The organism is Nocardia sp. NPDC005746 (assembly GCF_040630785.1).
Lineage (GTDB): Bacteria > Actinomycetota > Actinomycetes > Mycobacteriales > Mycobacteriaceae > Nocardia.
Genome location: NZ_JBEXYE010000032.1, coordinates 20,159 through 32,688, shown reverse-complemented (window position 1 = coordinate 32,688; position 12,530 = coordinate 20,159). Strand labels below are relative to the sequence as shown.

Annotated in this window: 19 protein-coding genes; all 19 read left to right on the top strand. The window is 68.7% G+C overall.

Going from position 1 to position 12,530, the window contains the following annotated elements; all coding sequences use genetic code 11:
* Window positions 1-504 precede the first annotated feature (504 nt).
* The gene (locus ABZ412_RS34265; RefSeq protein WP_357288975.1) at window positions 505-870 is read left to right on the top strand and encodes a hypothetical protein; all 366 of its coding nucleotides are present in this window, start codon (window positions 505-507) and stop codon (window positions 868-870) included.
* A 97-nt stretch (window positions 871-967) separates the two neighbouring features.
* Window positions 968-1,441: a hypothetical protein gene (locus ABZ412_RS34260; RefSeq protein WP_357288972.1), complete on the top strand. Its 474-nt coding sequence runs from the start codon at window positions 968-970 to the stop codon at window positions 1,439-1,441.
* The gene (locus ABZ412_RS34255; RefSeq protein ID WP_357288969.1) at window positions 1,428-2,498 is read left to right on the top strand and encodes a terminase; all 1,071 of its coding nucleotides are present in this window, start codon (window positions 1,428-1,430) and stop codon (window positions 2,496-2,498) included. The genes ABZ412_RS34260 and ABZ412_RS34255 overlap by 14 nt, the downstream gene beginning before the upstream one ends.
* A complete protein-coding gene (locus ABZ412_RS34250) occupies window positions 2,476-3,081 on the top strand; it encodes a terminase TerL endonuclease subunit (protein ID WP_357288966.1) in 606 nt (201 codons plus the stop codon). Before ABZ412_RS34255 ends, ABZ412_RS34250 begins: the two co-directional genes overlap by 23 nt.
* Window positions 3,082-3,096: 15 nt before the next feature.
* Window positions 3,097-4,518 (top strand): phage portal protein, encoded by a 1,422-nt coding sequence (locus ABZ412_RS34245; RefSeq protein ID WP_357288964.1) that lies wholly within the window; start codon window positions 3,097-3,099, stop codon window positions 4,516-4,518.
* Entirely contained in the window at window positions 4,499-6,301 is a 1,803-nt protein-coding gene (locus ABZ412_RS34240) for a hypothetical protein (RefSeq protein ID WP_357288961.1), read from the top strand. The genes ABZ412_RS34245 and ABZ412_RS34240 overlap by 20 nt, the downstream gene beginning before the upstream one ends.
* Complete coding sequence (locus ABZ412_RS34235; protein WP_357288958.1) at window positions 6,298-6,531, top strand: hypothetical protein; 234 nt, start codon at window positions 6,298-6,300, stop codon at window positions 6,529-6,531. Before ABZ412_RS34240 ends, ABZ412_RS34235 begins: the two co-directional genes overlap by 4 nt.
* A 97-nt stretch (window positions 6,532-6,628) precedes the next feature.
* Window positions 6,629-7,261 (top strand): hypothetical protein, encoded by a 633-nt coding sequence (locus tag ABZ412_RS34230; protein ID WP_357288955.1) that lies wholly within the window; start codon window positions 6,629-6,631, stop codon window positions 7,259-7,261.
* Between the two features lie 27 nt (window positions 7,262-7,288).
* The gene (locus tag ABZ412_RS34225) at window positions 7,289-7,666 is read left to right on the top strand and encodes a hypothetical protein (protein WP_357288952.1); all 378 of its coding nucleotides are present in this window, start codon (window positions 7,289-7,291) and stop codon (window positions 7,664-7,666) included.
* Between the two features lie 15 nt (window positions 7,667-7,681).
* Complete coding sequence (locus tag ABZ412_RS34220; RefSeq protein WP_357288949.1) at window positions 7,682-8,710, top strand: major capsid protein; 1,029 nt, start codon at window positions 7,682-7,684, stop codon at window positions 8,708-8,710.
* Window positions 8,710-9,036, top strand: a complete 327-nt coding sequence (locus ABZ412_RS34215) for a hypothetical protein (RefSeq protein ID WP_357288946.1) — start codon at window positions 8,710-8,712, stop codon at window positions 9,034-9,036. Before ABZ412_RS34220 ends, ABZ412_RS34215 begins: the two co-directional genes overlap by 1 nt.
* Window positions 9,017-9,409 carry a hypothetical protein gene (locus ABZ412_RS34210; protein WP_357288943.1) on the top strand — a complete coding sequence of 131 codons (393 nt, stop codon included), beginning with the start codon at window positions 9,017-9,019 and terminating at the stop codon, window positions 9,407-9,409. The genes ABZ412_RS34215 and ABZ412_RS34210 overlap by 20 nt, the downstream gene beginning before the upstream one ends.
* Window positions 9,406-9,807: a hypothetical protein gene (locus ABZ412_RS34205; RefSeq protein ID WP_357288941.1), complete on the top strand. Its 402-nt coding sequence runs from the start codon at window positions 9,406-9,408 to the stop codon at window positions 9,805-9,807. The genes ABZ412_RS34210 and ABZ412_RS34205 overlap by 4 nt, the downstream gene beginning before the upstream one ends.
* Window positions 9,804-9,998 carry a hypothetical protein gene (locus tag ABZ412_RS34200; protein WP_357288938.1) on the top strand — a complete coding sequence of 65 codons (195 nt, stop codon included), beginning with the start codon at window positions 9,804-9,806 and terminating at the stop codon, window positions 9,996-9,998. Before ABZ412_RS34205 ends, ABZ412_RS34200 begins: the two co-directional genes overlap by 4 nt.
* Before the next feature lie 2 nt (window positions 9,999-10,000).
* Window positions 10,001-10,348, top strand: a complete 348-nt coding sequence (locus tag ABZ412_RS34195) for an HK97 gp10 family phage protein (RefSeq protein WP_357288935.1) — start codon at window positions 10,001-10,003, stop codon at window positions 10,346-10,348.
* Window positions 10,345-10,791, top strand: a complete 447-nt coding sequence (locus ABZ412_RS34190) for a hypothetical protein (protein WP_357288933.1) — start codon at window positions 10,345-10,347, stop codon at window positions 10,789-10,791. Before ABZ412_RS34195 ends, ABZ412_RS34190 begins: the two co-directional genes overlap by 4 nt.
* Before the next feature lie 66 nt (window positions 10,792-10,857).
* Window positions 10,858-11,676 (top strand): hypothetical protein, encoded by an 819-nt coding sequence (locus tag ABZ412_RS34185; protein ID WP_357288931.1) that lies wholly within the window; start codon window positions 10,858-10,860, stop codon window positions 11,674-11,676.
* Between the two features lie 10 nt (window positions 11,677-11,686).
* On the top strand, window positions 11,687-12,139 hold the full coding sequence (locus ABZ412_RS34180) for a hypothetical protein (RefSeq protein ID WP_357288929.1): 453 nt from the start codon (window positions 11,687-11,689) through the stop codon (window positions 12,137-12,139).
* A 107-nt stretch (window positions 12,140-12,246) separates the two neighbouring features.
* Window positions 12,247-12,528 carry a hypothetical protein gene (locus ABZ412_RS34175; RefSeq protein WP_357288928.1) on the top strand — a complete coding sequence of 94 codons (282 nt, stop codon included), beginning with the start codon at window positions 12,247-12,249 and terminating at the stop codon, window positions 12,526-12,528.
* Window positions 12,529-12,530 lie beyond the last annotated feature (2 nt).

The window sequence follows — 12,530 nt, the reverse complement described above, 5'->3', positions numbered from 1 at the left end:
CGTGCGGCCGTGGTGCGTCTTCATCGTGAGCGACATGGCGATTGGTGTCCCGGCTGGCGACGGCCTGGGCACTTATCCACAGACCTCACAGCAGACCACCGGCACGCGATCGCCGCGGGCGGCCGCCCCGATGGGCCGCTCGATGTGCTGTGCCGAAGTTGCAACTCCCGCAAGCGTATTCGCTAGTTCCTGTCAAGTGTTTGCTGACGATCTGCTCGAATAGAACGCGCGTACCGTTAATTCTCCGATACCCCAGGGGGGTACCCCCCATGGGGGCCCGGAGCGCCACCTACGGGGAGGGCGCTCGGGGGTTTGGAGGGTTCAAAAGCCCGGACCGGCCGGGGGAGGGGGCGGCGGGCGGCTGCCGATCAGCCGACCCGGAGCTCGACCCCGTCGGTCGCAATCGGTCAGTTACCCTGCGGCTCGGCCTGTTCGGGCGATGGGGTTACCCCCGGCCGCTCGACCCGGTAGCGTCCTCGGAATTGCCTGACCGAGGGGGTTGCATTGGGTGCATCAGCGTTGAAGCAGCCGCGGGTGATCGTCGCCGCGGCCGCCGTCGTTGTCGTGGTCGCCGGTCTCGCGGCCTGGCTGCTCGTCGGACGTTCAGCGTCCGCCGAGAGCCGCGACGACAAGATGGTCGCCGCCTGCCAGCAGAGCGCGACCGCCCGACTCACCTCGCCCAGCAGTGCGACATTCGGCCCCATGGAAGTCGAGCCGCTCACTGCGCCCGGCGAGTACACCCACAAGATTTCCAGCTGGGTTGAATCCAAGAACGGCCTCGGCGCGACGCTGCGGTCGACGGTGGCCTGTCACCTGCGAGTCGACCCTCTCGGCAACGTCCTGGTCGTCTCGAATGTGACCAGCAGCTAAGCCCTCTCGGTTCACCAGCGCCCCATCCGGCCGGCATCGCGATGATGTCGGCCGTTGTCCTGCTTGCCGTAGCGCGATGCTGCGGAGGAGGTGCGCAATGCGTGGAGGTGCACGCAACCGCTCAGGCCCGCAACCGGATCCGCGCTCGGCGCGGTCGGACCGGCGCGGCCTGCAACTGACTGCGCTGCCCAGCGAGGGCTACTCGGGTGACGTGCCCGAGTTCCCGCTGCCGCGGCCGAAGGTCCGCGAGAAAGCGCTCTGGCGCCTGATCTGGACATACCCGCAGGCGGTCGCCTGGGCCCGCGAGCCGTGGCGGTGGGAAACCGTTGCCATGTACGTGCGCTGGAAGGTGCGCGCCGAGCTCGCCGACGCGACCGCCGCCGACGCCACGGCGATGCGCCAGCTCGGCGACCAGATCGGGCTGACGCCGGCCGGACTCAAGGAGAACGGCTGGTGCATCGCCGTCGACGAGGTCAGCCACGCTCGCGCTGCGGCCGTGGAGAAACCCCCGGCTGCAACACCTTCGGCGCCTACCCGCCGCTTGCGGGCAATGCCCGGTGGCGGCGCCTGAAGGCTGGCGCGTCGACTGGCCGACGCTCGGCGACATCGGTGATGCCTGGGTACGCCAGCATTGCAGGATTCCCGACGGTTACCGGCGCGGCGCCGAATTCGCCTGGTCGGATTGGCAATTCTGGTGCGCGGCCAACTACGGGCGCGTCCGTGAGGGTGTCGCGTGGCCGGCGCCTGAACAGCCGCTGTTCAATCAGGCGTTCGTCTACCGGCGCGTCCAGATCGTTGCCCCGCAGAAGACCGGCAAGGGCCCGTGGGCGGCGTCGATGGCGTGCCTCGAGGCCGTGGGACCGTCGCAGTTCCTCGGCTGGGCAGAAGCCGGAGACGGGTGGGCATGCAGCGAGCATGGTTGCGGCTGCGGCTGGGAGTACGAATATCTGCCCGGTGAGCCGATGGCCATGCGGCACCCGTCGCCGGTGCTGCAGCTGACCGCCACCAACGAGGACCAGGTCGGCAACGTGTACCGTCCGCTGACCGCGATGATCAAGCTCGGGCCGCTGTCGGACCTGATGGCCGTGCGCGACACGTTCATTCGCATCCTGGGCGACGCGGGCGGCGAGGACTTCGACCGCATCGACGCCGTCACCTCGAGCGCCAACGGTCGAGTCGGCAATCCGATCAGCTGGGCGCTGCAGGACGAGACCGGCCTGTACACCAAGCGGAACAAGATGGTCGCCATCGCCGAGCACCAGCGCCGCGGCGCGGCCGGTATGGGCGGTCGGACGATCGAGACCACGAACGCGTGGGATCCGGCCGAGAACTCGACCGCGCAACGTACCTGGGAGTCCAAGGCGCCCGACATTTGGAAGTTCTTCCGGATGCCACCGACCGGGCTGTCGTGGGGCAACAAGCGCGAGCGGCGCAAGATCCTGCGCCACGTTTACGCCGGTAGCCCCTGGGTGAACCTGGATTCGATCGAGGCCGAAGCGGTCGAGCTCGGCGAGACCGATCCCGCCCAGGCCGAACGGTTCTTCGGCAACCGCCTGGTCGCCCGCGCGGGAACCTGGCTACCGCAAGGCCTCTGGGAGAGCCGCTATGCAGCAGATATGGCTACCTAACCCGCCATCCGGGACCGCGGTCTGCGCAGGGTTCGACGGCAGCGAGAACAACGACTGGACTGCACTGCGCTGCGAAACCCGCGACGGTCTGCAGTTCACGCCGCGGTACGGTCCGGACCGCCGGCCAACGATCTGGGCGCCCGAGGAATGGGGCGGCCGCATCCCCCGTGGGGAAGTGCACGCCGCGGTCGACGAGGTGTTCACCATGTGGGCGGTCGAGCGGATGTACTGCGACCCGCAGGACTGGCGCAGCGAGATAGGTGATTGGGCCCTGCGATACGGCGACGAGCACGTCATCGAGTGGGCGACGAACCGGAATTCGCCCATGTACGAGGCGATTCGCCGATACGAGATCGACCTGCAGACCGGCCGGATCCGCCAGGACGGCTGCCCGATCGCAGCAACCCACATCGGCAACGCGCGCAAGGTGGCGAAGCCGGGCAACAAGTACGTGCTCGGCAAGCCCGCCGACCACCAAAAGATTGACGCCGCGATCACTTCCATCCTGGCGCACGAGGCCGCGGCCGACGCGCGCGAAGGCGGATGGGAAGCCACCGACGGCCGCATGTTCTGTTTCAGCTGAAGGAGGTGAGCGCGAATGGTCGAGCTTCGGACGCAGCTCACCGACGACGAACGCGACATGCTCGGCAAGCTCAATGCCAAGCACCACAAGGACGCGCGTCATGACAAGCTGCTCGACGCCTATTTCGAGGGCTCGCAGCGTCTCAAGCACATCGGCCTGGCCGTGCCCGAGGAGCTCCGCATTTTCGAGCTCGTCGCCAACTGGCCAGGCATGTACGTGCGTGAGCTGAAGCGCCGATCGAAGATCAAGGCCATCTTCCGGCCAGGCCGCAACATGCGTGACCCGGAGATGCAGGAAGCGTTCACGACGAACAACCTGGCCGCTCAGGTGTCGCTGCTCATCGAGGAAGCCCGCATCTTCGGCCGGGCTTTCGCAGTGGTGGGCACGAACGACGAAGACACCGCCCGCCCGCTGGTCAGCGTCGAGTCGGCTCGACAGATCTCGGTGCTCGTCGACCGGCGCCGTCGACGCCTGGCCGCCGGATTCCGCCAGTTCCGCGAGGACAACGGCGAACGGGTTGGAACCTTGCTGTTGCCCGACAAGACCATTCAGGTCGTCGCGGGCCGTGGCGGCTGGGTGGTCGACAGTGTCGGCAGCGACGATGGGCGCGACGAGCACAAACTCGGCCGCGTGCCCATGGTGATGTTCCTGAACCGGCAGCGGCTCGGCCAATGGCATGGCGCATCCGAGATGTCCGACGTCATGGGGATCACCGACGCGTGCGCGCGGACCCTGACCAACATGGGCGTGGGTGTCGAGACCCATGCTGTACCGCCGCGGTGGGCGCTCGGCATGAGCAAAGGCGACTTCGTCGACAAGGACGGCAAGCCGCTGCCCGTGTGGCAGTCCTACTACCAGTCGATCTGGGCGACCCAGAAGTCGCCGAAGGATGCTGCCCTGGGGCAGTTCTCGGCGACGGACCTGCGGAACTTCCACGAAACCGTGAAGCTGTACGCCGGGCTGGCCAGTTCCGTGACCGGGCTGCCGTTCCGGTACTTCGGCGAGAACACCGCCAACCCCGCGGCCGAGGGCGCGATCAGGGCTGACGAGTCGCGCATCGTGTCGAATGTCGAGGACTTCAATACCCAGATGGGCGTGGGACTTTCCTGGGTGATGGCCCTCTACGAGCGATTCCGCACCGGCGAATGGCCCGCCGCCGGGGATCCGATCTCTGTCCAGTGGCGCGACCCCGCGACGCCCACCCGCGCCGAGGAAGCCGACGCGATCCAGAAACTCAACGGCGGCAACCCCGTTCTGTCCCGCGAGGGTTCCTGGGACGAGATGGGCTGGGACGAGGAACGCAAGGCCCGCGAGCGCGGCTACTTCGAGGACGAGGGCATCGACCCCGAGGTCACCCGGATCCAGCGAGAGCTAGACGCCAAGCGCGCCGCCGATACCCTGGCGAATTCCGGCGTCGATGCTGGCCTCGGCAACTGAGTTCGACGACGCACAGCGCAAGCTGTCGGTCGCGGCGATCGAGGAGATCGCCCAGCAGTGGGCCCGGACCCCGCCGCGCGATTTCGACGCCTGGTTCGCCCGCCACGTCGACCGCCTCACGAAGATCGTGACCGCCGGCCAGGCGGCCGCGGTCGCCGGCGCAAACCAATACGTCGCGGACGCCCTGGACGAGCAGGGCATCCGCGCCCCGCAAACCGGCACCCCGAACCCCGCCCGCCTGGTCGGCGTGACCGCAGACGGCCGCACCATCGACGGGCTGCTCGCACAGTCGGTCATCGGCGCCCGCGCCCGCATGGCCGAAGGGATGCCCGCCTACCGAGCCTGGCAAGAGGCCGGGCTCGAGGTGCGGCGCGTGATCAGCAACGAATTCGCCGACGCGGGCCGCGCCGCCACCGGCATCGGCATCGTGTCCCGGCTCGGCGTCGGGTACGTGCGGATGCTGACGCCGCCCTCGTGCTCGCGCTGCGTGGTCCTGGCGGGCCGGTACTACCACTGGTCGTCAGGCTTCCAGCGCCATCCGAACTGCAACTGCCGACACATCCCGTCCAGGGAAGACCACGCCGACGACATCCGCACCGACCCCGTGAAGTACTTCGAGTCGCTGACCGAGGCCGAGCAGGCGAAGGTGTTCGGCAAGGCTGGCGCGCAGGCGATCCGCGACGGCGCCGACATGTCGCAGATCGTGAACGCCCGCCGCGGCCTCACCATCATCGGCGGCCGCGCCCAGCGCACCGAGGTCTACGGCCGCCAACTGCTGACCACCAGCGAAGGCACTACGCGCCGAGGAGTGGCCGGCCGCACGATGCGGGCCCGCGGCCGCAATCCGCGGACCACGCCGCGGCTCATGCCCGAGGCGATCTACGAGATCGCCGAGACCCGCGAGGAAGCCCTCGAGCTGCTGCGCAAAAACGGCTACCTGCTCGAGGGCGCCAAACCGCGCACCGCGGCCGCGCCAAAATCTGCTGCGCCGAAACCGGAACCTGCACCGACCCCTGTGGCCGAGCCGCCCGCCGAACCCGCTAAGGCTCCCGCGAAGAAGGCGGCGAAGAAGGCAGCCAAGCCCGCGGCCGAGCCGCCCGCGCCCATCGAACCGGAGACCGCGCCCACCGAGCCAAAGGCGCCCGAGCCGAAAAAGAAGGCCCGCAAGTCTTCCCCGTTCGCCGGCCGGACGACCGAGGATCTCACTGCCACGCTGAACGCGAAGGCCGAGGCCGGAGAGATCGACGAAGAGTTCGACCGCCTGGCCGCCGAGATCGACAAGCGCGACCAACGCGCCAAGGTCGAGCGCGACCGCCGCGCCGCCAAGCGTGACGCGAAAGCGAAAGCGCAGGACGACAAATACGAGCAGCTGACCCGCGCCGGCGTCGACGACGAGGAAGCCATCGAGAAGGCCTACGGCGTCGCTGTTCCCGAGCAGCGCCGCCGCAACGCCCGCTCGCACTTGGCGGGACTCGGCTACGAAGGTAAGGGGCTCGACGAGCAGGTTCGCGCCTGGCACCGCGACGAGGCACACCACGCCTGGCTGAACGCCGAGGAAGCCACCAACGGATACATGCTGTCGAAGGCGGGCGAACGCGCAGGTGTGGACCCGCGCAAGCTGTGGTCCATGCCCGAAGACCGGGCCCGCAAATACGCCTCCGAGGAACTGCGCGGATGGTGGGATCAGAACGGCCGCATGACCGCGGCCGAGCTCAAGGCCCAGCTACTCGACCCGACCGAGTTGGCCCGGATGCAGTCTCGCCGAAGGGACTTCCTGCAGTGAGCAGCCAGGACTACCGCGACGCACTCGCCGCCGGGCGCGCTGCCTACGGGCGCGGCGAACCGACCACCGCCAACCCGTACGCCACCGCCGCCCGCGCGGGAATGACCGTGCGGGACATCGTCGTCGAGCAGCGTGATCCTTCCGAGGTGAATCCTCGCGGGGCTGCCCTGGCGCGACTGTGGCTGACCGGCTGGCAGTCCGGCCGCGACGCCGCCGAATCTTCCCGCTAGCAGCGGGAATCACCGCCGACGCCCGGCGCACAGGGCGTATTCGTCCCGACCGGCGCGAGGCCGGCCGGAATCTTCCGCGATGGAGGAGCCCCACCCGATGAGTATTGACCTGCCCGTGCATCCGATCTTCGGCCGCGCAATCGGCCTGCGCCGCACCGGCGCACCGATCTGGCCGATCCGCGGCGCGTCCCCCGACCACGACCCGACCGGCGCGACGCCGACCGAGCCGAACGTCCCCACCCCGCCGCCTCCTGCCCCCGACGAGGACGACCTCGGCGAGAGCGGCGAGAAGGCACTCAAGGCCGAGCGCGCCGCGCGCCGCGCAGCCGAGAAGGCCGCCCGCGAGAGCACCACGCGCGAGCAGGATCTCGCGGCCAAGCTCAAGGCTTTCGAGGATGCGAACAAGACCGACGCCGAGCGTACCGCTGAACGGATCGCCGGACTCGAGAAGGACGCCGCGAAGGCGCTCCGCTACGAGGCCGCCGAAAAGACCGGGCTGTCACTGGCCCTGGCGCAGCGACTCAAGGGCAGCACCCTCGACGAAATGATCGCCGACGCCGAGGACCTCAAGGCGCTCATCGGCGGCAATACCGCGCAGGGCTCGACGACCGACACCAAGGAACCGAGCACCCCGAAGCCCGACCGCCGCCAAGGCGGGGGCAGCGGCGACGTGTCCGGATCCATGGCCGCCGGCCGCGCGGCCTACGAAGCGCGCAAGAACCGCAAGTAACCACGACCCCAGAAAAGGAGGGGCGCAATGGATCTCAAGATCACTGTCGACACGTTCGGCCAGGACGATCAGTCCTGGATGGCGTCGGCCGAAGGTACCAACCGGGCCCGCACCATCACCCTGGACCTGACCACCTTCACCGCGGGTACCCACTACCCGAACGGCTACCTCAAGTCGGGCTATGCGCTCAAGAAGCTCGGCAGCGGCAAGTACGGGCTGTTCAGCCCGGGCGACGAAGCGACCGCGACGATCGCCGGTCACCTGCTGACCCCGGTACGCATCCCCACCGGCGCGACCAAGGTGTCCGGCGCCCTGCTGTGGCACGGCAGCGTCCTGGCCGCCAAGTGCCCCCACACCGTCAACGCTGCCGGGCAGGCGACTGCCAAGCAGATCACCTACTTCTGAGAGGAGGCGTAACCGATGGCACTCGTGCTCAATTCCGACTACGTCACCCCGGCCGAGCTGACCGGCTACGTCCGCGAAGCCCTGGCCGACCAGCCGATCAACGACCTGACGATCATCGACGACCTGCTCCCCGACACCATGGTCGACGACGTCGAGTTCCGTGCGCAGATCACCCAGCGTGGTCTGCGTAAGGCCGGCCAGTTCCGGTCGTGGGACACCGAGGCCCGCATCAGCGGCCGCAAGGGAATCGCCCGCATCAGCGGCGAACTGCCGCCCATGTCGGAGAAGCGGCGGCTCGGCGAATATGACCGGCTGCGACTCCGCAAGGCCGACACCGCGATCCGCGACGTCATCGAGAACGATGCGGTCGAGCTCGCGCAGGCGATCCGCACCCGCGTCATCATGGCCAAGGCCGCCGCCCTGGTGAACGGCAAGGTGACGCTGACCGAGAACGGCCTCGACCTTGAGGCCGATTTCCTGCGGCTCCCCGGCCACACCATCACCGCGGCTGTCTTGTGGAGCGTGACCGGTGCCGGCGCGGCCGACCCGGTCATCGACCAGGAATCGTATTTCTCGACCTTCCGCGTCAGCAACTCGGCGAACCCGGCGCGCGCGATCACCAGCCAGCGTGTCATGTCGACGCTCATGCGGCAGGACAAGATTCGCGCTGCGTGCCTGCCGCCTGGCTCGACCAGCGGCATCGTGACCCGCGATCAGGTAAATGCCCTGTTCACCTCGTTCGGTCACCCGCCGTTCGAGATCTTCGACGCCCAGGTCGAGGACGCCGACGGCAACACCCAGCGGCTCATCCCCGACGACCGGATCCTCTACATCGGCGGGAACAGCAAGCTCGGCGAAACCGCCTGGGGCACCACCGCGGAAGCGATCGAACCCGACTACGGGATCGACGCGTCCGAAGCGCCCGGCATCGTGGTCGGTTCCTACATGGACAACGACCCTGTCGCCCGCTGGACCAAGGCCAGCGGCATCGCGCTGCCGCTGCTGCTCAACGCCAACGCCAGCATGATCGTGAAGGTCCTGTGATGGCAGCGCGTCTTGCGACGTTCGTGCACGTCCACGACGAGGACGGCGTCACCCACATCCTCGGGCCCGACGACACCGTTCCGGCCGAGCTCGCGAAGCTCATCACCAACCCGGACGCCTGGGCTGACCCGCCGGATCCCGAACCGGCGCAGCAGGTCCCGGAATCGGAACCGTCGGAATCGTGGACGGTCCCGCAGCTGCGCGACTACGCGGCCGACAAGAAGATCGATCTCGGCGACGCGACGAAGAAGGCCGACGTCCTGGCCGTCATCGCGGCCGCCGCCGAGAACAGCAACACCGGGGCCGATGGCAACCCCGCTGTTTGACCTGTCCGACGTTCAGGAGATCTCCGGCGAGACATTCGTCGGACCGGAGATCACCCAGGTCAACCGGTTCATCACGATCGCCTGCGCGCGAATGCGATCCAAGGTGTCTGGACTCGACGCCCGGATCGCGGCGGGTGGCCTCGATCCTGACATCGTGACCGGCATCGGCGTCGACATGGTCATGCGCGCCATGGCCGCCATCGGGCGTGGCATCGGTGTGAAGCGCACCGAGTACCCGGAAGTCATGACCGAGTACAGCGACAGCGGGCCCGACCGCGGTCTGATCTACCTCACCGATGCCGAGCTCGAGGAACTGCTCGACACCCCCGAAACCGGTGGCGCCTTCACCATCGTCGTGGGCGGCCAGTCGTGAACCTGCCTGAGCGATGGACGCTGCTGCGCCCCGGCACACCGGTGTTCGACCCGGTCACCGGAAACCGCCAGCCCGGACCGGTGAGCGAGGTCCCCTGGCGTGGCCTGCTGCAGATCCGCGTACTCACCGATGACACCGTCCTCGAGGAGTTCGACGACGGACACGTCACGCAGCGGGTGACCCTGCTGCTCGCCCCCGGGCTGCCCGGCGGCACCGACCGCCGCGACGTTTGGCGATTCGACGGACCGACATCGGTATCCGACCTCATCAAGGTCGGCGACCACGTGACCGTCCAGGGCATCCCGCGAGTGCGGCGCCCCGCCCGAGGATCTCGCCGCCCCGCCTACATCGCCGCGGTAGTGCGGCATTCCACCGACCTACAGGAGACAGCACCGTGATCGTTTCGTGGACCGACTCGGCTGGCGTGACCCACTGGGCCGACAGCACCAGCAAGGCCTACCGAGACCGCGACGAACCCGCCGCGCCCACCGTGGCGGCGGCGGCCGAACCGCCCGCCGTCGACGGCCCGGCTGAGGCCGCGCCCGAGTTGGACGCCAAGCCGGCGCGGCGATCGGCCCGCGTGGACTGACCATGTCCGACAACGTCATCGACAACGGGCGGGTACGGCTCACCATCTTCGCCGCCCAGGTTCGCAGCGAAGCCAAGAAGGCATCGCTACCGGACCGCGAAGCGATGGCCTACGAGGTGGCGCTCAAGGCGATCGACCTCGCGCCGGTCGTCTCGGGCGCCTATCAGGGCGGTATCGACGTGGTTGTCGACGGCGACGACGTGTTCGTCGTCGACAACGATCCGATCGCGTTCATGAAGGAATTCGGGACCGTCGACACCCCGGCGCATCTGATCCTGTCCGAGGCCGCCCAGGAGCTCGCCAAGTACAACGACAAGGGCGCGTTCCGGCAGGCGATGGGTAAGCGATGAGCGCGCCGATCCCGTTCGCGCCCGGCGCGGCCCGCGTGTTCCTGGTCGGGCAGGCCGCGTTCACCGCGCTCGTGCCCGCCGCGTCGGTCACCACGCGAGACGTGCCCGATCCGATCCGCGGCCCGTTCGTCACGCTGCGTGGCATGGGTGGCTCTGGGGATGACCCAATGCTGCGCACACCGACCGTCCAGCTGGATGCGTGGGCGCCGTCGCTGGAAATCCTCGGCGGCACCACCGATCCCGAGGAAGTCGCGTGGGACATCGCGGCCATGGCCGGCCAGCTACTCGGCCGGGCCCGCAACATTCCGTTCTGCGGTTCGGCCTGGTCGGGTCACTGGCGCACCGGCATCCTCACTGCGGTCGACAAGACCCGCGGCCCCGATCAATTGATTTTCCGGGCCACCATTCGGGTCGACCTCAAGATGCGCGCCGCCCGCGCCTGATCACCCTTCCCCCTTCTCGCTCACGGCATTTCGCCGTGCGCTCCCTTCCCTCTGGAGGTTTGAATCGTGAGTACTCACGCCGATCCGAACAAGGCCTATGTCTGGCTTGACGGCGACGTCTACCGGGCGCCCGCCGGCACCGCGCGCCCCGCCGCCCCGTTCGCCGACAATCCTGTATCCGGTGCCGTGCCGTGGCTGTGCTACGGCGGTATTGAGGCGGGTTTCGAGGTGAACCCGACGCGCGACGTCTCGCCCAAGAAGGTGTGGAACCGGCGCCTGGCCCCGTACAAGGTGATCAAGGCCCCGACCGAGGAGCGCGTCAAGCTGCGCCCGGTTGACTACAGCCCGGCGACCGTGCTCACCGCGCTGCAGGGCGGCTCGATTGTCGAGACCCCGCCCGGCTCCGGCATCTTCGAATGGCACAACGGCGACGACGAGGATTTCGCCGTGCTGCTGAACGTGCGCGACGAGGGCAGCGCCGCTGGCTTCTACTCCCCGCGAGTCACCCTCACCACCCCGCCGCCGCGCACCTTCGGCAAGGAGGACCTCGACGGCTTCGAGTTCGAGCTGCTGGCCCTGGAACCGTTCATCCCGCTGACGAACTGGAACCCGCTGCAGTCCCATTTCACCGTCACCATCGGCGGCAGCCCCACCGGCGGCACGTTCCCGCTGACCTTCAACGGGCAGACCGCATCCGGCATCGCGTACAACGCTGCCGCGTCCGCGGTGCAGACCGCGCTGGAAGCGCTGTCCAGCATCGGCGCGGGCAACGTCACCGTGACCGGCCTCGCGGGCGGCCCCTACTCCGTGACCATCAGCAAGGTGGGCGTGCTGTCCAGCACGGGCGCGAGCCTCACCCCGTCCGGCACCGTGACCATCAGCTGAGGTAGCAGCAGTGTCCGCGAAGACTCCCGCGAAAAAGACTGCCGCCCCGCGCCGCCCGGCACGGTCGAGAACCTCGGCCGCGCCGGCGGCGCCCGGCGTCGACCGCGTCGACGTCCTGGCCGAGCTCGGCACCGGCGACCAGCCGCCCGTGCCGATCACCCTGCTCGGCGTCGACGCCGACGTGCGCCGCACATTCACCGGCGCCGAGGCCGTGACGTTCTATCGGCTGATCGGTGAGAACGAGTTCGAGGCGATGCTGTCGCTGATCACCAGCGACGGCCCCGGCTTGTGGGCCGAGATCGCCGCGCTCACACCAGCGCACGCGGCGACCGCGCTGAACCGGATCATCAACATCAGCGGGCTGCACTCGGGGGAACTGCTGGCGCCCCTGCCCTTGTCGGGCTACATCGCCCCGACCGCTGGGGCGCAGCCTTCGCCCGAGTCCAGCGCTGGTACGGCCTGAACCTGCGCGTCGCGCTGGCCGAGCTCCCCTACCGAGACGTCGCTGCGCTGCTGGAGGACTCGGCAGCGCAGGACGCACAGCGGGCCCGGGACTCGGAAAACCTGGCCATGCTCGTCGACCGCCACGACTTCGGGCTGAATTTCGATTACGTCTCGGGCACCACCGATCCCGAGGATCCCGAGGTCAAACACGAACGGGCGCAACGGGCCCGGCACGGCATCAAGCCGCCGCCGCTGCCGATCCTCGCCCCGATCGCCCAGCGTGACCCGCTGGTCACCGCCGCCCTGGTCGAGCGCTACCAGGCCGCGCAACGACCGTTCCGGGTTCCGGAACAACAGCCGAAAAGCAAACTCCAGCAGCTACTTGCTGCGCGCCGAGGGGAGGTGTGACC

What these genes read in the sequence shown, in the direction of transcription:
- ABZ412_RS34260 (WP_357288972.1), top strand. Translation starts at nt 968, where the DNA reads ATGCGTGGAGGTGCACGCAACCGCTCAGGCCCGCAACCGGATCCGCGC.
- ABZ412_RS34250 (WP_357288966.1), top strand. Translation starts at nt 2,476, where the DNA reads ATGCAGCAGATATGGCTACCTAACCCGCCATCCGGGACCGCGGTCTGC.
- ABZ412_RS34245 (WP_357288964.1), top strand. Translation starts at nt 3,097, where the DNA reads ATGGTCGAGCTTCGGACGCAGCTCACCGACGACGAACGCGACATGCTC.
- ABZ412_RS34240 (WP_357288961.1), top strand. Translation starts at nt 4,499, where the DNA reads ATGCTGGCCTCGGCAACTGAGTTCGACGACGCACAGCGCAAGCTGTCG.
- ABZ412_RS34230 (WP_357288955.1), top strand. Translation starts at nt 6,629, where the DNA reads ATGAGTATTGACCTGCCCGTGCATCCGATCTTCGGCCGCGCAATCGGC.
- ABZ412_RS34225 (WP_357288952.1), top strand. Translation starts at nt 7,289, where the DNA reads ATGGATCTCAAGATCACTGTCGACACGTTCGGCCAGGACGATCAGTCC.
- ABZ412_RS34220 (WP_357288949.1), top strand. Translation starts at nt 7,682, where the DNA reads ATGGCACTCGTGCTCAATTCCGACTACGTCACCCCGGCCGAGCTGACC.
- ABZ412_RS34215 (WP_357288946.1), top strand. Translation starts at nt 8,710, where the DNA reads ATGGCAGCGCGTCTTGCGACGTTCGTGCACGTCCACGACGAGGACGGC.
- ABZ412_RS34210 (WP_357288943.1), top strand. Translation starts at nt 9,017, where the DNA reads ATGGCAACCCCGCTGTTTGACCTGTCCGACGTTCAGGAGATCTCCGGC.
- ABZ412_RS34195 (WP_357288935.1), top strand. Translation starts at nt 10,001, where the DNA reads ATGTCCGACAACGTCATCGACAACGGGCGGGTACGGCTCACCATCTTC.
- ABZ412_RS34190 (WP_357288933.1), top strand. Translation starts at nt 10,345, where the DNA reads ATGAGCGCGCCGATCCCGTTCGCGCCCGGCGCGGCCCGCGTGTTCCTG.
- ABZ412_RS34175 (WP_357288928.1), top strand. Translation starts at nt 12,247, where the DNA reads ATGCTCGTCGACCGCCACGACTTCGGGCTGAATTTCGATTACGTCTCG.